16 protein-coding genes and 1 rRNA gene are annotated in these 19,914 nt (G+C 71.4%); 13 read left to right on the top strand and 4 right to left on the bottom strand.

Annotated features, from left to right (window positions below; genetic code table 11):
• The 10 genes from rrf to BM362_RS42935 form a co-directional block, all read left to right on the top strand.
• Positions 1–90 (top strand): 5S ribosomal RNA (gene rrf / locus BM362_RS42980); the annotation flags it as partial.
• A gap of 209 nt (positions 91–299) precedes the next feature.
• A complete protein-coding gene (locus BM362_RS49735; RefSeq protein ID WP_244287471.1) occupies positions 300–2,681 on the top strand; it encodes a hypothetical protein in 2,382 nt (793 codons plus the stop codon).
• Positions 2,674–3,660 carry an HAD-IIA family hydrolase gene (locus BM362_RS42970; protein ID WP_067588968.1) on the top strand — a complete coding sequence of 329 codons (987 nt, stop codon included), beginning with the start codon at positions 2,674–2,676 and terminating at the stop codon, positions 3,658–3,660. Before BM362_RS49735 ends, BM362_RS42970 begins: the two co-directional genes overlap by 8 nt.
• A gap of 16 nt (positions 3,661–3,676) precedes the next feature.
• The gene (locus BM362_RS42965) at positions 3,677–3,883 is read left to right on the top strand and encodes a hypothetical protein (protein ID WP_009079580.1); all 207 of its coding nucleotides are present in this window, start codon (positions 3,677–3,679) and stop codon (positions 3,881–3,883) included.
• 5 nt (positions 3,884–3,888) lie between these two features.
• Positions 3,889–4,707 (top strand): TlyA family RNA methyltransferase, encoded by an 819-nt coding sequence (locus tag BM362_RS42960; RefSeq protein ID WP_067588970.1) that lies wholly within the window; start codon positions 3,889–3,891, stop codon positions 4,705–4,707.
• Entirely contained in the window at positions 4,704–5,633 is a 930-nt protein-coding gene (locus tag BM362_RS42955; RefSeq protein ID WP_067588972.1) for an NAD kinase, read from the top strand. The genes BM362_RS42960 and BM362_RS42955 overlap by 4 nt, the downstream gene beginning before the upstream one ends.
• A gap of 97 nt (positions 5,634–5,730) precedes the next feature.
• Entirely contained in the window at positions 5,731–7,515 is a 1,785-nt protein-coding gene (gene recN, locus BM362_RS42950) for a DNA repair protein RecN (RefSeq protein ID WP_167545658.1), read from the top strand.
• 10 nt (positions 7,516–7,525) lie between these two features.
• The gene (locus BM362_RS42945) at positions 7,526–8,674 is read left to right on the top strand and encodes a DUF1266 domain-containing protein (RefSeq protein WP_167545657.1); all 1,149 of its coding nucleotides are present in this window, start codon (positions 7,526–7,528) and stop codon (positions 8,672–8,674) included.
• Between the two features lie 103 nt (positions 8,675–8,777).
• Positions 8,778–9,962, top strand: coding sequence for a putative cytokinetic ring protein SteA (steA, locus tag BM362_RS42940; protein ID WP_093577039.1), 1,185 nt, complete (start codon positions 8,778–8,780; stop codon positions 9,960–9,962).
• The gene (locus tag BM362_RS42935; protein ID WP_067588978.1) at positions 9,959–10,906 is read left to right on the top strand and encodes a copper transporter; all 948 of its coding nucleotides are present in this window, start codon (positions 9,959–9,961) and stop codon (positions 10,904–10,906) included. The genes steA and BM362_RS42935 overlap by 4 nt, the downstream gene beginning before the upstream one ends.
• Before the next feature lie 300 nt (positions 10,907–11,206).
• On the opposite strand, the gene BM362_RS42930 is transcribed toward BM362_RS42935, so the two are convergent.
• Complete coding sequence (locus BM362_RS42930) at positions 11,207–13,072, bottom strand: glycosyl hydrolase family 18 protein (RefSeq protein WP_093577038.1); 1,866 nt, start codon at positions 13,070–13,072, stop codon at positions 11,207–11,209.
• 391 nt (positions 13,073–13,463) lie between these two features.
• Between BM362_RS42930 and BM362_RS42925 the strand changes: the two genes are divergently transcribed.
• Positions 13,464–14,606, top strand: a complete 1,143-nt coding sequence (locus BM362_RS42925) for an acyltransferase (RefSeq protein ID WP_067588982.1) — start codon at positions 13,464–13,466, stop codon at positions 14,604–14,606.
• 80 nt (positions 14,607–14,686) lie between these two features.
• Here the strand turns inward: BM362_RS42925 and BM362_RS42920 are convergent, their stop codons facing one another.
• Positions 14,687–15,397, bottom strand: coding sequence for an aspartate/glutamate racemase family protein (locus BM362_RS42920; RefSeq protein ID WP_093577036.1), 711 nt, complete (start codon positions 15,395–15,397; stop codon positions 14,687–14,689).
• Positions 15,397–16,824, bottom strand: a complete 1,428-nt coding sequence (locus BM362_RS42915) for an NCS1 family nucleobase:cation symporter-1 (RefSeq protein WP_093577035.1) — start codon at positions 16,822–16,824, stop codon at positions 15,397–15,399. The genes BM362_RS42920 and BM362_RS42915 overlap by 1 nt, the downstream gene beginning before the upstream one ends.
• Before the next feature lie 134 nt (positions 16,825–16,958).
• Here BM362_RS42915 and BM362_RS42910 point away from each other — a divergent pair, with 134 nt between their 5' ends.
• Positions 16,959–17,639 carry a GntR family transcriptional regulator gene (locus tag BM362_RS42910; RefSeq protein WP_093577034.1) on the top strand — a complete coding sequence of 227 codons (681 nt, stop codon included), beginning with the start codon at positions 16,959–16,961 and terminating at the stop codon, positions 17,637–17,639.
• 99 nt (positions 17,640–17,738) lie between these two features.
• The gene (locus tag BM362_RS42905) at positions 17,739–18,584 is read left to right on the top strand and encodes an alpha/beta fold hydrolase (RefSeq protein ID WP_093577033.1); all 846 of its coding nucleotides are present in this window, start codon (positions 17,739–17,741) and stop codon (positions 18,582–18,584) included.
• Here BM362_RS42905 and aroA read toward each other — a convergent pair.
• The gene (gene aroA / locus BM362_RS42900; RefSeq protein ID WP_093577032.1) at positions 18,577–19,863 is read right to left on the bottom strand and encodes a 3-phosphoshikimate 1-carboxyvinyltransferase; all 1,287 of its coding nucleotides are present in this window, start codon (positions 19,861–19,863) and stop codon (positions 18,577–18,579) included. The genes BM362_RS42905 and aroA overlap by 8 nt on opposite strands.
• Positions 19,864–19,914: the final 51 nt, after the last annotated feature.

The raw sequence follows: 19,914 nt of genomic DNA, 5'->3' as shown, positions 1-19,914 counted from the left end.
CCCGGTCCCATTCCGAACCCGGAAGCTAAGCCTGACTGCGCCGATGGTACTGCAACCGAAGGGTTGTGGGAGAGTAGGACACCGCCGAACTCAACCTGAGAAGTCTGGGCCCCGGTCCGAGAACCCCCCGCGGGTTCTCCCGGGGCCCAGACTCATGTTCGCGTCCGCTCGGGCAGCGCGCGAGGCGGCTCAGGTCCGCCCGCGCGAGGTTGCTCCGAACGGGCCCGTAGGATAGTCAATCGGCCCTCGTACGGAGGGTCGTCTTCAGAATTCCAGAGTTGTCTATGGCAGGAGGCCAGGTGTCCGAGTTCGGTCGACGTGACTCAGCGGATGAGGGGTCCGGTCGGTCGGCTCGCCGCGACCAGGACTCCCGCGGCGGCCGGTCCGACGCGCCCCGGGGAGACCGGCGCGGCGCGCGGCAGGACCGTGGCGGGCGGGACAGCCACCAGGGCCGGCCCCGGCGGGACGACCGCGGCGCACGCGGGTCGGGCGGGTTCGCCGGCCGCCCCGGCCATGGCGACGGTCCCCGCGAGAACCGCGGATACGCCGGGAAACGCGACGACGACCGCGACTTCCGCCCCCGCGGCAAGCGCGAGTTCGACCGTCCGCAAGGCAAGTCTTACGGCGACCGCTCCGGACGTCCCGAGGGACGCTCCTCCTACGGCGAGCGCTCCGGCGGGCCCGGCAAGTCGTCCTACGGCGATCGTTCGGGGCGTCCGGAAGGGAAGTCCTACGGCGATCGCGGCGGGCGGCCGCAGGGCAAGTCCTCGTACGGGGAGCGGTCCGGCGGGCGCTGGAACGACGACCGGCGCGGGCCAGGCGGATATCGCGGCAAGGACTCTCAGGGCGGCGGATACCGCGACGATCGGCGCGGATCCGGCGGATTCCGCGACAACGACCGCCGCGGCGGGTACGGCGAGCGCGACAACCGGGGCGGCAAGCCCGGCGATCGCGAGGCGCGCGGCGGGTACCGCGACGATCGTGGCGGCAAGCCCGGCGGCTTTCGGGATGATCGTGGCGGCAAGCCCGGCGGGTACCGGGATGATCGCGGCGGCAAGCCGGGCGGCTTCCGGGACCGGGACGACCGCGGCTCGCGTGAGGGCGGATTCCGTGGCGGGAACCGGGGTTCCGGCGGATTCCGGGACGACCGGTCCGGCGGGAACCGGCGCGACGGCGGGTTCCGCAACGAGCGCGACGAGCGCCGTGACAACCGTCCGGGCGGGTTCCGCAATGACCGCCGGGACGAGGGCGGCTACCGCGGGGATCGCCGGGACGACCGCTCCGGCGGGTTCCGCGACAACCGGCGGGACGACCGTTCGGGCGGGTTCCGCGGTGAACGGCGCGACGACCGCAGGGACGACCGGTCCGGCGGGTTCCGCAATGACCGCCGCGACGAGGGCGGCTACCGCGGGGATCGGCGCGACGACCGGTCCGGCGGTTACCGGAACGAGCGGCGGGACGAGGGCGGCTACCGCGGGAACCGGTCCGGCGGATACCGGAACGAGCGCCGGGACGAGGGGGGCTACCGGGGCGAGCGGTCCGGCGGATTCCGTCGCGATGACCGGGCCGGTGACAAGCGACCTGGCGGGGATCGCCGGGACGAGCGCTCGGGCGGGTTCCGCAAGGACCAGCGCGGCGGCGGATTCCGGAACGACCGTCAGGACGAGGGTGTCCGCGGGCGGCGGGACGAGGTCGAGGAGACCGCGGCGGCCGGCGAGGTGACTGCGGGCTCGGGTGCCGCGGACGTCGAGTCGGCTGCGGGGGACCGGGGCGAGAGCGTCCAGGCCGCTGAGAGCCAGGAACAGCCGCAGGGCAGCCGGGACGAGCGGCAAGATCGCCGGGAGCGTGACGACCGTGGCAGCAGGGACAGCCGTGGTGACCGCAGGGACGACCGTCCTCGCGCCAAGCGGCCGGCGACGGCCGAGGAGCAGGACGCGGCACTCGCCCGTGAGCTGCTCGAAGCGCCGGAACTGCCTGAGGACATCGAGTTCTCCGACCTCGACGAAGAAGTCCGCCGGGAGCTGCGGACCCTGCCGAAGGGGCTCGCGGAGACCGTCGGGAAGCATCTGGTCGCCGCGGGCGGGCTGGTCGACGAGGACCCGGAGGCCGCGCTCGAGCACGCCCGGTACGCGAAGACCAAGGCGTCGCGGGTGCCGATCGTCCGCGAAGGGCTCGGGCTGGTCGCCTACCACGCGGGCAACTGGCAGGAAGCGCTGTCCGAACTGCGCGCCGTCCGGCGGATGACGCGCAGCGACGAGCACATCGCGATCATCGCGGACGCCGAGCGCGCGCTCGGCCGTCCGGAGCGCGCCCTCGACCTCGCCAAGGAGACCGACAAGGAACGGCTCACGAAGTCGACCCAGGTCGAGCTGGCGATCGTCGCGGCGGGTGCGCGGCGCGATCTCGGACAGCTGGACGCGGCGGTCGTGTCGTTGCAGGGGCCGGACCTCCAGGCGGGCAAGCGCGATCCGTGGAGCGCGCGCCTGTTCTACGCGTACGCCGACAACCTCGATGCTGCCGGGCGCAAGGAAGAGGCGGTGCAGTGGTTCCTCAACGCCGCGGAGGCCGACGCCGAGGACGAGACCGACGCCGCCGAGCGGGCCGCGGACCTGGCGAACGAGGCGGAAACGAGCGAGGCGGAAACGATCGAGGCGGACGGATCCAGCGAGTCGGATGACTGACGTGGCCTACGACGCGCTGCTGTTCGATCTCGACGGCACCGTCTACCACGGGCCGCAGGTGATCGAGGGGGCCGCGGAAACCGTGACCGCCGTGCGCGAGCTGGGCACGGCGGTCCGGTTCGTGACCAACAACGCCTCCAAGGCCCCGTCTGCGGTCGCGGAGCATCTCCGGGACCTCGGGATCTCCGCGGACACCGAAGAGGTGCACACGAGCGCTCAGGCGGCAGCCGGGCTCCTCCGGGACCGGCTGCCGGCCGGGGCGAAGGTGCTCATCGTCGGCACCGCCTCGCTCGGCGACCAGATCTCCGCGGCGGGACTGGAGCCGGTGCGGACCGCGGGCGACGGCGTTTCCGCAGTGGTGCAAGGACATTCGCCGGAAACCGGATGGGCGGACCTCGCCGAGGCGAGCATCGTGATCCGGGCGGGCGGCCTGTGGGTCGCCACGAACACCGACAGCACGCTGCCGACCGAGCGCGGGCTGATGCCGGGCAACGGGTCGATGGTCGGGGCGCTCCGGATCGCTACCGGGGCGGAGCCGGTCGTCGCGGGAAAGCCGAAGCCGTTGTTGTTCGAGACGGCCGCGCGGTCGGCGAAGGCGAAGCGTCCGCTGGTGGTCGGGGATCGGCTCGACACCGACATCGCGGGTGCGGTCGCGGCGGGGCTCGACTCGCTGTGCGTCCTCACCGGCATCGCGACTCCGGCGACGCTGCTCACCGCGATTCCGGCGGAACGGCCGACTCATCTCGGCGCCGACCTCACCGCGCTCACACAACCGATGGACGAACTGCGCGTCGGCAAGCAAACCGGGTGGGAGATCAGCGAAGACAGCGGAAAAGATGCGCTGACCGTCCGCGGCGAAGGCGACAAGCTCGACCTGCTGCGCGCGCTGTGCGATGCGGCGTGGCGCACCGGGGTCTCGCAGGTGCGCGCGGACGGCGACGCGGCCGCGGCGGCAGTGACCGGGCTCGGGCTGGCCTGACTGGTAGTTTGGGGCTGTGCACCCGAACGTTCCGCGGCCGGTTCCCGGACCCCCGCCGATCCCCGGACCCGGCCCGCAGCAGACTGACCCGCGGGCGGGCATCGACGAGGCCGTCGCCGGGCTCGACGACCTCGACACGCTGCCGCCCGCCGAGCACGTGGACCGGTTCGAGGCCGTGCACACCGAGCTGACCGTGGCCCTGTCCAGCATCGACAAGGTCTGACCGGCGTGGCCAAACGGGCCAGGCTCGACGCGGAACTCGTGCGGCGCGGACTCGCGCGCTCCCGCGAACAAGCCTCCGCGCTCATCACCGGCGGCAAGGTCGCCGTGCGCGGCATGGTCGCCACGAAACCCGCCACCGGCGTGGAAAACGACGCGCCGATCGTCGTGAAGGACGAGGACGACCCGGGCTGGGCGTCGCGCGGCGCGCACAAACTCCTCGGCGCGCTTGAGCGTTTCGGTCCCGACGGGCTGACCGTCGAAGGCCGCCGCTGTCTCGACGCGGGCGCGTCCACCGGCGGGTTCACCGATGTGCTGCTGCGGGGCGGCGCCGACAAGGTCATCGCCGCCGACGTCGGGCGCGGGCTGCTCGACTGGAAGCTGCGGACCGACGACCGCGTTGTCGTCCTCGACCGCACGAACGTCCGCAATCTGACGCCGGAGGTCCTCGGCGGCCAGGTGGATCTCGTCGTGGGCGACCTGTCTTTCATCTCGCTCAAGCTTGTGCTGCCCGCGCTCGCCGAATGCGCGCGCGACGGCGCGGATCTGCTGCCGATGGTCAAACCGCAGTTCGAGGTCGGCAAGGACCGGCTCGGCAGCGGCGGCGTCGTGCGCGATCCGGAACTGCGCGTCGCGTCCGTGCTGGGCGTGCTCGCCGAAGCCGCGAAGCTCGGCCTGTCGCTGCGCGGGGTCGTCGCGAGCCCGTTGCCCGGGCCCTCCGGGAACGTCGAATACTTCGTGTGGCTCCGCAAAACGGAGCCGGAAGACGCGGGCGGCGACGACGCCGAACGGCTCGTGCGCACCGCAGTCCAGGAAGGACCCCAGTGACCGCCGAACGTGAAGTGCTCCTCGTGGTGCACCCGGACCGGGACACCACCCGGGAGGCCGCCCGCGAGGTGTCCCAGCGGTTCGCCAAGGCCGGGATCCGGCTGCGCGTGCTCGACGAGGACGTCCTCCAGCTGATCGACCCGGACGGCTGCATGGCGAAGCCGTGCACCGTGGTCGCGCCCGAGCACAATCCGGCCGAGGGGGCCGAACTCGTGTTCGTGCTCGGCGGCGACGGGACGCTGCTGCGCGCGGCGGAACTCGCCCGTCCGGCCGAGGTGCCGGTGCTCGGCGTGAACCTCGGCCGCGTCGGCTTCCTCGCCGAAGCCGATTCGGACGCGCTCGCCGACGCCGTGCAGCGCGTCGTCGACCGCGATTACCACGTCGAGGACCGGATGACGGTCGACGTCACGGTCGCCGCCGACGGCACGGAGATCTACCGGACCTGGGCGCTCAACGAGGCCAGCGTCGAGAAGTTCAGCCGCGAGCGGGTGCTCGACGCGCTGATCGAGGTCGACGGCCGCCCGGTGTCGTCCTTCGGCTGCGACGGCGTGCTGTGCGCGACGCCGACCGGTTCCACCGCGTACGCCTTCTCCGCGGGCGGCCCGGTGCTGTGGCCGGACGTCGAGGCGCTGCTCGTGGTGCCGAGCAACGCACACGCGATGTTCTCCCGTCCGCTGGTCGTCTCGCCCCAGTCGGTGATCACCGTCGGCATCGACCCGAAGGGCCCGAAAGCGGCGCTGACCTGCGACGGGCTGCGGTCGTTCGATCTGCCGCCGGGCGCGCTGGTGCGCGTCGTGTGCGGCAAGCGGCCGGTGCGGCTGGTCCGGCTGTGGGACGGCGTGTTCACCGATCGGCTGGTGTACAAGTTCGGCCTGCCGGTGCGCAGCTGGCGGGACCGGCGCGGCGGGGAGCGCCAGGGCAGCTGATCCGCGACGCGCCCGCACAAGTGTTCGACCAGCGAAAAGAAGAGTTAGCGCACCTCGGACGCACAGAACGTCGGTGCGGGCCGCTACCGTATGCGTCGTGCTGGCCGAGATGCGCATCCAGGGCCTCGGAGTCATCGAGGAAGCCCTGCTGGAACTGCACGCGGGCTTCACCGTGGTCACCGGTGAGACGGGTGCGGGCAAAACCATGGTCGTCACCGGGCTGCATCTGCTCTCGGGCGGACGGGCCGAGGCGTCGAAGGTCCGGAACGGGATGCTGAAGGCATTCGTCGAGGGCCGGTTCACCGTGGGCAAGGACGACGCGGCCGCCCGCATCGTCACCGACGCGGGGGCCGACGTCGACGAGGACGGCAGCGTCATCGCGCTGCGCACGGTCTCGGCCGACGGACGCTCGCGGGCGCACCTCGGCGGCCGGTCGGTGCCGGTCGGGGTGCTGTCCGACCTGTCCGAGCAGGTGATCGCCGTGCACGGGCAGAACGACCAGCTGCGGCTGCTGCGCCCGGCCGAGCAGCGCGCGGTGATCGACCGGTTCGCCGGCGAGGACGTCGGGCGGCCGCTCGCCGCGTACCGCCAGGTCCGCGAGGAATGGCTGGCCGTGATCACCGAGCTGAGCGAGCGCTCCACCCGCTCCCGCGAGATGGCGCAGCAGGCGGACCTGCTGAAACACGGGCTGAACGAGATCGACGCGGTCGCTGCTGAACCGGGCGAGGACGTCGAGCTCACCGAGCAGATCAAACGGCTCGCCGCGGTCGACGAACTCCGCGCCATGGCCACCGAGGCGCACGCGGCGGTGTCCGGCGCGCAGGACGGCGATCCGGACGCTCCGGGCGCGCTCGGCCTGGTCGGCGAGGCGGTGCGGCGGCTCGCTCCGGCGGAGGACTCCGCGCTGCGCGACCTCGTGCCGCGGCTGGAGGAAGCCTCCACGCTGCTGAGCGACGTCGGCGCGGAGCTGGGCAGCTACGTCGAGAACCTGGACGCCGACCCGGCGCTGCTGGAGAAGGTGCTCGCGCGGCAGGCCGATCTCAAGCGGCTCACCCGCAAGTACGCCGCGGATGTCGACGGGGTGCTGGCGTGGGCTGAAGACGCGCGGCGGCGGCTCGAATCGATGGACACGTCCGAGGAGGCGTTGGCCGGGCTGGCGTTGCGCCGGGACGAGCTGGCAGTGCAGCTGGTCGCGCACGCCACCGAGGTTTCGGCCGCGCGCGGCAAGGCGGCCGCGGAACTGGCGACGGCGATCACCAAGGAGCTGTCGGGCCTCGCGATGGGCCAGGCGGAGCTGGAGATCACCGTCGAACAGCGTCCGGCCGAGCACGGCGACCGGCAGGCGCTCGCGATCGACGGACACGCCGTGCACGCGGGTCCGGACGGCGTCGACGAAGTGGAACTGCTGCTGCGGGCGCACAACGGCGCGCCGCCGCTGCCGGTGCACAAGGCGGCTTCGGGCGGTGAGCTGTCGCGGGTGATGCTGGCGATCGAGGTCGTGCTGGCGCACGCGGACACGGTGCAGACGCTGGTGTTCGACGAGGTCGACGCCGGGGTCGGCGGCCGGGCCGCGGTCGAGATCGGACGGCGGCTGGCGCGGCTCGCGCGCACGCACCAGGTCCTGGTGGTCACGCACCTGCCGCAGGTCGCCGCGTTCGCCGACCAGCATCTGGTGGTGGACAAGGGAACCAGCGGCGGCGTCACGCGCAGCGGCGTGAAAACGCTCGACCAGGACGACCGGGTGCGCGAGCTGGCCCGGATGCTCGCCGGCATGGACAGCACCGAGACCGGCCGCGCGCACGCGGAGGAACTGCTTGCCACGGCCGAGAAAGACAAAGCGAAGAACACCGGCGCGAAGCGCAAGCGCGCGAAGAGGGGCTGAGGCGGATTCCATGACCTGGGCCACGCTGGCCGACGTCGAAGCCGAACTCGCCCGCGCGCGGCGGGAGGACGATCTCGACCGCTTCCTCGAACTCCTCGGCGACGAGGAGCTGTTCGTGCCGATCCACCGGGACGAGGCGCGGCGGCTCGCGCAGGACCGGACCTGGTCGCCCGCGAAAGTCTGCTGCGCGCACGGCGGCGAACCGTCGCTGCAGGTGTTCACGCGCGGCGCGCTGCCGGATTTCGGCGCGGACGTGGTGTTCCTCAGCGGCGACCTCGACTGGGCCACGCACGGTCTCGGCCAAGAGGAACAGGTCGTCTTCAACCGCGGCACGCTCGGCGAATGGCGGGTGAGCGCGACGGCCGTGCTGCCCTGGGTCGCCGCGAACCCGCACCGGGTCACCGCGGTGGAGCAGCAGGTCGAGCGGCTTTACACGGCCCGGTACGGACTTCTCGACGGTCCGGTCGCGCACGCGCTCGCCTGCGGCGCGCACCAGGCGGTGCTGTCGGCCGAACCGTGGAACGTCCTCGACGCGCGCTACCACGATTACGTCGCCGAGGTCCGCGGCCTGCGCGACTGGTGGGGCGTCGCGGACGCGGCGGGCTGGCGGGCCGCGATGGACCGGCTGCTCGGCGATTCCTACCAGCTCACCACCGGAAACCTCGTGCTCGTGCTGCGCGCCCGCAGCGGGCTGGCGCTGGACGTCTACGGCTGGGTCGAGCTGGTCCGGCAGTGGTGCGCCGACAACGACGCCGAGGACCAGGCCGGGCCGCTCGTCGACGCGGTGCGCCGGATCGTCCGGTACGAACAGCGGTTCCGCGCCGACGGCCTGCTCGCGCCGGACGGCGTGGTGGACAGCATCATCGGCTGGGACGTCGGGCGCGCGGTCGAACTGGCGCGCTGGGGGCTGGCGGTCGGGTACTGCGACGCGCTCACCGCGGAACTGATGGTGCTGGAGGCGGGCGCGATCGCCCGGCGCTACCACGGTTCCTGGGCGGAACTGTCCACCGGATACGTGCTGGGCAGGCTGCTCGCGCTCGACGGCGAGGAATTCGGGCCGGAATACGTTTCGGCCGCCCGCGTCCGCCACCGGCTGCTGAACGATCCCGCGAGCCCCTGGTCCACCCTCGATTTCGAGGCGGGCGGACCGGACAGTTAACCCCGGCTCGCCCACCTCGCGCGACCTGGCTCACCACAACGAGTCATGTCCGCTTCGGCGCGTCGGCTCCGCAGCCAGGCACAAATTTGTCACCATCAGCCACATGAAGCTCACTGGTCTTCTCGCGCGGAACCAAGAAGCCCTCCCCGGCGTCATCGGTGTCGCGCGGGTCGACCGGCGCACGCGGGAGCTGCTGCGCCGGGTCAGCGTCGGCGACATCGTCGTGCTGGACCAGCTCGACCTCGACCGGGCCACGGCCGACGCGCTGGTCGCCGCCGAGGTCGCCGCGGTGGTCAACGCCTCCCCCTCGATTTCCGGCCGGTTCCCCAACCTCGGCCCGGAAATCCTGGTGGCGGCGGGCATCCCGCTGGTCGACTCGGTCGGCGGGGACCTGCTGCGCAGCGTCAAGGACGGCACGAAACTGCGCGTGCACGAGGGCGCGGTGTACCTGGGGGAGCGGCAGCTGGCGACCGGGGTCGAGCAGACCTCCGAAAGCGTCGCCGACCAGATGATCGAGGCCAAGGCCGGGATGTCGACCCAGCTGGAAGCCTTCTCCGCCAACACGATCGAGTTCCTGCGCCGCGAGCGGACGCTGATCCTCGACGGCGTCGGCGTGCCGGAGCTGAAGGTCCCGGTGCGCGACCGGCACGTGCTGGTCGTCGCCGCGGGGAACGGGCACGCCGAGGACCTCAAGAAGCTCAAGAAGTACATCGGCGAGCACCGGCCGGTGCTGATCGGCGTGGACGCCGGCGCGGACACCCTGCGTGCGCAGGGCTACCAGCCCGACGTCATGGTCGGCGATCCGACCGGGATCGGCACCGCGACGCTGCGCAGCGGCGGCGAGGTCGTCGTCCCCGCGCAGCCGGACGGGCACGCGCCGGGCGTCGAGCGCATCCAGGACCTGGGCATCGGCGCGGTCACTTTCCCCGCGTCCGGCAACGCCGAGGACCTTGCCCTGCTGCTGGCCGACGCGCGCGGCGCGAGCCTGGTGGTCACCGTCGGATTCCAGGCCACGCTGCGGGAATTCCTCGACCACGGCCGGTCCGGGTCGAACCCGTCCACGTTCCTCACGCGGCTCAAGCTCGGCACGAAGCTGGTCGACGGCAAGGCCGTCGCGACGCTGCACCGGGCCAGGGTGTCGCTCGGCGCGGTCGCGCTGCTGGTCCTCGCCGCGATCGTCGTCGTCATCGCCGCGCTGCTGGTCTCCGACGTCGGCTCCGTCTATCTCGAGTGGATCCAGCACACCTGGTCCACGTTCGTCGCCTGGGTGAAGGGTCTCTTCACGTGATTTCCCTGCGATACCACATCGTTTCCATCACCGCGTGCTTCCTGGCGCTGGCCGTCGGCGTGGTGCTGGGCTCGACCGCGCTCAACGGTTCGCTGCTGTCCGGGCTCGCGGACCAGAAGAAAGACCTCGGCACGCAGGTCGCCGATCTCGAAGCGCAGCGCAACTCGCTCAACGCGCGGCTGTCCGACGCGGACGCGTTCGCCGGGACGATGGGCCCGAAGGTCGTCGCGGGCGCGCTCGACAAGCGCAGCGTCGTCATCGTCACCACGCAGGACGCGCGCCCGGCCGACCGCGACGCGCTCAAGAAGCTCGTCGGCCAGTCCGGCGCGTCGGTGACCGGCGAACTGCAGCTGACCGACGCGTTCACCGACCCGGCCAAGGCCGACCAGCTGCGCGACGTCGTCACGCGGCTGCAGCCGGCCGGGGCGAAGTTCCCGACCGCGGGCGACTCCGGCACGCTCGCCGGCGCGCTGCTGGGTTCCACGCTGCTGCTGGACAAGGCGAGCGCGAAACCGCAGTCGAGCGGCGACGAACTCGCCGCCGCGCTCGGCGGGCTGACCGACGGCGGTTTCGTGAAGCCGAGCCAGGGCGTGCAGCCCGCGCAGCTGGCGATCGTGCTGACCGGAGCCCAGCAGACCGGCGACGGCGCGGGGGACCGGGCCGCGACGATCGCACGGTTCGCCGCGCAGATGGACCGTTCCGGCGCGGGCGCGGTGCTCGCCGGGGACCCGGGTTCCGCGGAGGGCACCGGCCCGATCGGCGTGGTGCGCGCGGACACCTCGGCCACGTCGATTCTGTCCACTGTGGACAACGCGGACTCGGCGGCAGGCCGGGTCGCGACGATCCTGGCGTTGCAGGAACAGCTCAACGGCGGTTCGGGACGGTACGGCATCGCGGGCAACGCGCAGGCGATCGCGCCGGGCGTGACTGCTTCGGGGAACTGAACGAGAGACTTTCGCCTCCCGCACAACAGCCGGCGGCGGTACCGGATTCCCTTCGTGGGTGAGGAAACCCGGTACCGCCGCCGACTTGTCCGCGGGCATCGCGGCGGCTGGTTCTCTTTGGGGTGGGGGAATCCGGGTACCGCCGCTGACTTGTTCGCGGGCGCCGCGGCGGCTGGTTCCCTTCGGGGGTGGGGAATCCATTGCCGCCGCTGATTCGTCGCAGGCAATGCGGCGGCACCGGGTTCCCCTGGGGGTGGAGAATCCGGTGCCGCCGCCGTTATTCCTGCGCCTGCCGCGAGGTCAGCAGGTGCCGTTGTCGGCCCAGGCCGACGCGCTGCCGGGCGTTTCGCCCCGCGTCCACCACTTCGCGGACCAGCGGTGGCCGTTGTAGGACACCACCGCGCCGGCGTTGTAGGACTGGGAGGTGTTCCACGCCGCCGGGCACGCGGTCGTGGGACCGCCGCCGCCGGAGCAGGCTCCGTTGTCCGTCCAGACGTCCGAGGTGCCGGGCTGCTCGCCCTGCGTCCACCACTTCGCCGTCCAGGTGTGGTTGTCGTACGACACGACCGCGCCGCCGTTGTAGACCTTGCCGGTGTCCCAAGCCGCTGCCGTGCACTGGCCGCCCGGCGGGGTCGTGGGCGTGGTCGGGGTCGTCGGCGTGGTCGGGGTCGTGGGGGTGGTGGGCGTCGTCGGGGTGGTCGGCGGCGGGCCGGAGCAGCCCTCCGTCGGCGCGGCGAGCCCGTCCACGACCGCGTGGAACAGTGTCGAGTTCGGATCAAGGTCGTAGAGCGAGAACATCATCGCGCCGCCGAGGCCGTTGCAATGGATGTAATCGGTGCGCGCCTTGATCGACTGTTTCGACGAACCGCCGTAGAAGCTCGTCCCGTCGTAGAACCACGCCGATTGCGTTGCCGGGTCCCAGAACGTGTCCGCCGGGTTGTCGACCACGCCGGAGAGTTCCTTGTACATCGCGACGCCGGGAACGTTGCCGCTCAACGGATGCGGAGCGGACGGACCGGTGGCGGTCTGGTACAGCCCGTGGTTCGGGCCCGCCGGAACGCCGGTCCAGCCCCGGTAGTAGAACGGGATGCCCAGGGTCAGCTTCGCCGCCGGGAACCCGCCGGGGATGCCATACGCCGGATCGCCTTGCGTGTACGCCTTCATCACCTGGTCGATGGTGTATTTCTCGGTGCCCGGCGGGATCGTCGGGGACGGGTCGTTCGGCGAGGGGTAGAGCGGGTCCTGGAAGTTCGTCGGACCGGTCTTGTCCCACGCGCCGTGCATGTCGTAGGTCATCGGGTCCGCGAAGTCCATGTACTGGTGGATCTTGTCGGTCTGGATCTTCGCGATCTTGTCCTGGCCGCCGGGCAGGGCGGCCGAGAGCGCGTAGTGCTTGCCCAGCGCGTCGAGCTGGCCGCGGAACTCGGCGAGCAGCGAGGTGAAGTTCTGGGTGTCGCTGGGGCTGTAGTGGTTGCCCGTGTGGCCGCCGGGGTGCGCCGGGTACTCCCAGTCGATGTCGAACCCGTCGAAGATGTTCGCGGCGGTGCCGGGGCCGCCGAAGCCGCCCGCGTTGGGGATGTTGCCCTTGATGAACATGTCGATGCAGGAGCTCGCGAACTTCTTGCGCGAGGCGTCCGTGGCCGCGGCGTCGGAGAAGTACTTCGAGTAGGTCCAGCCGCCGAGCGACAGCAGCACCTTCAGGTTCGGGTGCCGGGCCTTGAGCTCCTGCAGCTGGTGGAAGTTGCCGACGATCGGCATGTTGTAGGTGTCGGCGGAGCCGTCGACGCTGATGTCCGAGCCGAACGACTTCTGGTAGTCGGCGAACTGGTCGCCCGCGCCGTCGCCCGCGTTCGGGTCGTCCTCGCCGCCCGGGTCGGGAGTGGTCGCCTTGGTCGTCTCGAAGCAGGTGAGGTTGTTCGGGTCGATGTTCTCGAAGTCGTAGAGCAGGTAGTCGATGTTGTCGGCGATCTTGTCGACGTTCTTGAGGTAGTAGGCGTTCTGGTAGATGCTCCATTGGTCGAAGTAGGCGATGCGCAGGCCTCCCGAGGAGGGCGCGGGCGTCGCGGTGGCCGGGGCGGGCCGGGCCAGGATGGTGAGACCGGCCACGACCACGGCGGCCAGGGCGGCGCAGGCCACGGCCAGCGGTCTCAAGGTCCGGTGGGGCATAAGGGTTCTCCCTCGCACAAGCGAAGTCCGCCTGCCGCACCGGAATGCGCGGCAAGCGTCGGACATCGGGTGATCACTGCAGGAGCGGGGGCCGGCCCGTAGTCGAATGTGAACCAGGGCACAGCCGGAGTCAATACTGTGGACTAGACCAATTTCCGAGCCTGGGTGTTTTGTGATGAAGTGTCCGGAAAGGCCCGACGAACGGCCTGTTCCAAGCGGGGCGAGTGGTCCGGACCACTGCGGGGCACCGGTTCACCCGTACGGGTGTGGCTGATCCGACACCCGTCCCGCGCGGCATCAGCCGGGTCTCAGGAAGATCATGGGTGGTTCACAGCTGCGCACGAGAGCCTGGCACCATGAGCGCCAACGACCCCGGGAGCACGGCCGAACGATGACCACTACCGAGATCCCGCTCGTCCGTTCCGGCGAGCCGGCGCCCGCCCGATCGCCGCACCTGCGTCAGCTCGATGCGTACCGGGTCGTCACGTTCGCCCTGGTCATCCTCATCCACGTGATCGGCTCCACGACCTATCAGCAGGACATCGTCGCCGACGCGATCCAGACGCCGCTGCACCTGACCCGCGAGGCGTTCTTCGCGCTGACCGCGTTCGTGCTCGTGTTCGGCTACCGGGACCGGCCGGTGCGGACCGGGAAGTTCTGGCGCAGGCGGTTCCCTCTGGTCGCGGTGCCGTATGTGACCTGGACGGTCATCTACCGGGTCTACTCGCTGATCACCTCGGAGCAGCCGTTCGGGTCCGCCGGCGCGCAGCTGCGCACGCTCGGGCTGGACCTGCTCACCGGGAACGCCTGGTACCACATGTATTTCATGCTGGTGACGCTGCAGGTGTACCTGCTGTTCCCGCTGCTGGCCACGATGTTCGACCTGATCCGCCGCCGTCCGTGGACCGTGCTGGCGGTGTCCGGCGCGGTCCAGGTGGCGGTCGCGATCTTCATGAGCTACCCGCCCGCGGCGCTGGGCTACGGCTTTGTCAGCAACTTCTTCGCGACTTTCCTCGTGTACCAGTTCTACATGCTGCTCGGGGCCGCGGCGGCGCTGCACTTCGAGGCGGTGCACGCCTGGCTGCGCACGCATGCGCGCTGGGTCCTGCTGGCGATGGCGGGCGGGCTCGCGCTCGCGGAGGCCGGCTACTTCGTGAGTGTCCGCTTCGGCGAGTGGCCGGAGATGGCGTCGGACGCCTTCCGCCCGTACCTGATCCCGTGGTTCGTCGCGGTGATCGCCGGCATCTACCTGGCGGGCGCGCGCTGGGCGGAGAGCAGCCAGCGCGGCGGGCGGTTCGTGTCCTGGGCGGTGAACCGGTCGTTCGCGGTGTTCCTGACCCACCCGATCGCGATCGCGCTGCTGGACCCGCTGTTCGTCTTCGTCGGCGACCGCTACGGCGCGCCGTGGACGACGCTGGTGGCGTACCCGGCGACGGTGGCGCTGACCTTCGCGATCGTCGAGGTGCTGCGGCGGCTGCCGTGGAGCAAGGCGCTGACCGGGCGCGCCCGGGTGCCGGTGCGCGCCTCGGCCTGAGGTGCCACCGCGACTTCGCAGCGAGAGCCGTGAGGGAATCAGAGTCAATGAGGGTTCCCTTCACGGACCGCGGAGCTGCTTCAGGCACCGGGCCAGGTGCGGTGTTTGTCCAGGGGGCGGGCGTAGGACCCGGCCCGGCTGGTGCGCAATCCCAGCGCCACCAGGGATTCCGCGAGCCGGACCGCGGCGGCGACCCCGTCGACCACCGGGACGTCGAGCATCGCCGACATCGTGCGGTCCAGCCCGGTCATCCCGGCGCAGCCGAGCACGAGCACCTCGGCGCCGGCGTCGCGAGCCCGCAATCCGGCGGTGAGCAGGGCTGATTCCGCGCGTTCCGCGTCGCGCAGCTCCAGCACGCTGAGCCCGGTGCCGACGACCGCGACGCAGTTCCGGTCCACTCCGGCCGAGTGCAGGCTGTCCTCGATCAGCCCGCAGGCGCGGTCCAAGGTCGTCACCACGCCGTACCGGCGGCCGAGCAGCCCGGCGAGATGTGCCGCGGCCTCGGTGATGTCGACCACCGGCACGTCCAGCAGTTCGCGCGCGCCCTCGCGGCCGTGCTCGCCGAAACCGGCGAGGACGACCGCGTCGAACGTTTCCCCGGTGGTGCGCAACAGGTCCAGCACCGCCGCCGCGGACAGGAAGCTGTCGAGCCAGCCCTCCGCCGATTCCGGGCCCCACTTCGGCGTCAAGGCGACGATCTCGGTGCCGGGGCTGGCCGCCGCCCGCGCCCCGGCCTCGATCTCCTTCGTCATGGCCTCGGTGGTGTTGCAGTTGGTGACGAGGATCCGCATCAAGCCCTCCGCTGGCGGTGTGAAACGGCGTAGTAGAGCAATCCGGCGCTAGCGGTGCCGAGGAACCAGGAATACGGTGCGGCCGGTGCGAAGAACGGCACCAGCGCGACCACCGCGGACAGCACGGCGCACGGGAAGAAGGCCGCCATCGCGCGCGGATTCACCTTGGGGTACTTGCCGTCGCGCACGAACAGCTGCGCGACCTCGACCTTGCCGCGGCGGATCAGGTAGTAGTCGACGACCATGATCCCGAACAGCGGCCCGAGGAACGCGCCGAGCCCGCCGAGGAAGTAGTTGACCACCACCGGCGACGAGTACAGCTTCCACGGCAGCACGCACAGCGCGGCGACGGCGCTGATCATCCCGCCGACGGTGAACGAGATCCGCTTGGGCCAGATGTTGGCCAGGTCGTAGGCGGGGGAGACGAAGTTCGCGACGATGTTGACGCCCATGGTGGCGATGGCGAAGGTGAGCGCGCCGATGATCAGCACCGGGGTGTTGTGCACGCGGGCGAGCAGTTCGGCCGGGTCGGTGATCGCCTCGCCGAACACTTGCAGACTGCCCGCGGTGACGATCACCGACAGCAGCGCGAAGGCCGTCGAGTTCACCGGCAGGCCCCAGAAGTTGCCGCGCCGCACTGTTTTCTGGTCCGGGGCGTTGCGGGAGAAGTCGCAGAAGTTGAGCATCAGCGTGCCGTAGGTGGACAGGATCAGCCCGGCCGCGCCGAACCACTGCCGCACCTGCTCGCCGCCGGAGAGGTGCCGCGGGCTGCTGGTGAACGAGATGTGCCAGTGGCTCGCGGCGAGGATCCAGACCGCGAGCGCGATCATCACGATCCAGATCAGCGGGCCGCACCAGTCCTGGAATTTCCGCACCGCCTCCATGCCGCGGGTCAGCACGAGCGCCTGCACCAGCCACAGCGCCACGAAGCACATCCAGCCGAGCGCGTGCAGGCCGAGGAAACCGTGCTCGGTCAACGGTTTCAGGCCGGGGTCGATCGCCAGCACGAGCAGGGTGATCGCGACGCTCGCGAGGTAGGTCTGGATGCCGTACCAGAAGATCGCGATCACCGCGCGGATCAGCGCGGGAAGATTCGCCCCGAACGTGCCGAAGCTGATCCGCGCCACCACCGGGAACGGGACGCCGGTGCGCTGGCCGATCCGGCCCATCAGGTTCATCCCGAAGAAGATGACCACGAACCCGAACAGCAGCGCGGTGAACACCTGCCACGCCGACAGCCCGAGCACGAACAGCCCGGCGGCGAAGGTGTAGTTGCCGAGGTTGTGCACGTCCGACATCCAGAGCGCGAAGATGTCGTACACCTTCCAGCGCCGTTCCTTGGCGGGCGCGAGGTCCTCGTTCCACAGCCGAGGATCGGGTTCCGGCTGGACGTCCGCGCTGGTTTCGGTGGACGGGGCGTGCGTCATCGCTGACCTCCGGTCGACGTGCCGGCAGCTTTGGGATCCCAAACTTGGGATCCCAATATCGCGCCGGACGGCTGCTGCGTCAACCCTCTTCCCGATAAACTCGGCGATGTCCGAGGTCGGCGAGAGGGGGACAGGTGGGCGCCACGGAGGGCCGGCCGCCGCTCGCGGCGACGCGCGCCCGGGTGCTCGACGAGCTGCGGGAACGGATCCTGACCGGACGGCTGAAGCCGGGGGACCGGCTGGTCGAGCGCGAATTGGCCGAGGATCTCGGGGTGTCGCGGGTGCCGGTGCGCGAGGCGATCCGCAGCCTGGAGTCCGAGGGCTTCGTGGTCGTGCCCTCGCCCCGGCGGGTGGTGGTGCGGCAGCTGGCGCGAGCGGATGTCGAGGAGCTGTTCGACGTCCGGGAGGCGCTGGAGAGCCTGGCCGCCGCGCGTGCCGCGGAACGGGCCGGGAAGCCGGAGATGCGGCGGCTGGAGCGGCTGCTCGCCGAGTCCGCGCGGGTCACCCAGGGTGGCGACGGTGCGCGGATTTCGGAGGTCAACAGCAGGCTGCACGACGAGATCATCGCCATCGCGGGCAACCGGCTGCTCACCACGATGCTGCATCCGCTCGAAGGTCAGCTGCGCTGGCTGACCAGCCAGAACGAGCATTGGGACGCATTGCTCGACGAGCACCGCCGCCTGGTGGACGCGATCGGATCCGGCGACGTGGAGCGGGCGCGCGAGTACGCCGCCGAGCACGTCCGGGTCAACCGCGCGGTGACGCTGCGCGACCTGTTCGGGGACGACGAGCGGGACGAGCGACCGGCGGGCTGAGCTGGGCCTCGTGAGGGGGGATGCCGGTTCTAACCGGTGCCAGCACGCACGACATCCCGCGGGTAAGGTGACCCTAACTTCGAGCGGAGGGGGTCGCCGGTGTCACACGTGCAGGGCGAGCCGGAGTGGGTGTTCACAAGGGACGGACGGCGGCTGTACGCGATGGTGCTGCCCGGTCCCGGCTCCGGGCCGACGGTCGTGTTCGAGGCGGGTGCGGCGGCGAGCCGATCGTCGTGGGGGCTCGTGCAGCCGCTGGTCGGCGAGTTCGCGCGGGCGGTGGTGTACGACCGGTCCGGGCTCGGCCGCAGCGCGCCGGATCCGTCCGGGCGCACGCTGGACCGGATGGCCGACGATCTCGTCGACGTGCTGCGCCACTTCGGGCCGGGGCCGTACGTGCTCGCCGGGCACAGCGCCGGGGGGCCGATCGTGCGGCTCGCCGCGTCGCGGACCTCGGCGAAAATCGCGGGACTGGTCCTGGTCGACCCGACCGACGAGGCGGCGGAAGTGGTGTTCTCGCCTCGATTCCGCGGCCTCGAACGGAAGCTGCTGCGCACCGGCCGGATCCTCGCGGCGACCGGTTTGCTGAAGTTCTTGTACCGGCCCATGGTGCGGGCGGTTCCCGAAGACGTCCGGCGCGACCTGGTGCGAGAAGGCTTTACACCGCAGGTGTTGCGCACCCAGACCGAGCAGGCGCGGACCTTCCTCGACGAACTGGAGACCTGGCGGGCGGATCCGCCCGCACCGGGCGACTGCCCGGTGACGGTCGTGTCCGGCGGCCGGGCCGGGGACGGGATGAACGCCGCCCTGCGCGCGGAGGCGAATGCCGCGCACGCGCAACGAGTTTCCTCCGGAGGACGGCACCGGATCGCGGAGAAGTCCGGGCATCTGGTGCCGGTCACCGAACCCGAGGTGGTGGCCGACGAGGTCCGCCGGTTGCTCAGCTGACGGCGTCGCTCCACGTCTCGACGAACTTCGGGAACGTCTTGCCGACCGTCTCCGGGTTCTCGACCAGCACACCGGGCACGCGCAGGCCCAGTACCGCCGCGGCCATCACCAGCCGGTGGTCCTCGTAAGTGCGGAAAACGCCGCCGTGCATCGGGGCCGGAGTGATTTCCAGGCCGTCTTCAAGTTCGGTGACGCCCGCGCCCAGACCGGACAGCTCGGTCGCCAGCGCGGTGAGCCGGTCGGTCTCGTGGCCGCGCAGGTGCGCGACGCCGGTGATGCTCGACGGGCTCTCGGCGAAGCACAGCATCGCCGCGACGACCGGGGTCAGTTCGCCGACCTCGTGCAGATCGAGGTCGATGCCGGGGAACGCGCCGCCGCCGGTGACGACCAGGCCGTCGTCGTCCAGCGTCGCCTTCGCGCCCAGTTCGGCCACCAGGCCGCGCAGCCAGTCGCCCGGCTGGGTGGTCTGCTTCGGCCAGCCGTGCACCCGGACCGTCCCGCCGCCGACGACCGCGGCGGCCACGAACGGGGCCGCGGTGGACAGGTCCGGCTCCACGACGTACTCCGGGCACGACAGTTTCGCCGGCTCCACACGGAATTCCGTGCCGGAACGGTCCACAGCGGCCCCGAACCGGCGCAGCATGTCCAGCGTCATGGCGATGTGCGGTTCGCTCGGCGGGGCACCGCCGACCAGCCGCACCGTGACGCCCTGCTCGAACGCCGGACCGGCGAGCAGCAGCGCGGACAGGAACTGGCTGGAGGCCGACGAATCGAGATCCACCCGGCCGCCGCGCAACCCGCCGGTGCCGTGCACGGTGAACGGCGGCGCACCGCGCCCGCCGTCGTCGATCCGCGCGCCGAGCTTGCGCAGCGCGGCCAGCAGCGGGTCGATCGGGCGGCGGCGGATCGCCTCGTCGCCGTCGAACCGCACCGACGCGTCGCCGAGCGTGGCGAGCGCGGGCGTGAAACGGGCGACAGTTCCGGCGTTGCCGAGGGTGACGGCCGTTTCGTCGCCGCGCCCGCTGATGGTGCCGAGCGGGTGGACGAGGAAGCCGTCGATGGTCTCTTCCGAAAGCGCGCCCAGCGAGGCGAGCGCGGCCAGCATCAGCCGGGTGTCGCGCGAATCGAGCGGATGGCGCACCCGCGTGGGGGCGCCCGCGAGCGCGGCGAGCACGTAGGCCCGGTTGGTGATCGACTTCGATCCGGGGACGCGCACCGCGGCGTCCAGCGAGGCGCCCGCGGCCGGGGCGGTCCAGTGGTCATCGCGGATGTTCGGCACGCCGCGCAGCCTAGCGCGGGGCGGGTGAACCGATTCCGCCGCGCCGGGAAG

It is taken from the genome of Amycolatopsis rubida, from assembly GCF_900115345.1.
Taxonomy (GTDB): Bacteria; Actinomycetota; Actinomycetes; order Mycobacteriales; family Pseudonocardiaceae; genus Amycolatopsis; species Amycolatopsis rubida.
The sequence above is the reverse complement of the archived record's forward strand: the minus strand, read 5'-3'. Positions and strand labels throughout refer to the sequence as shown.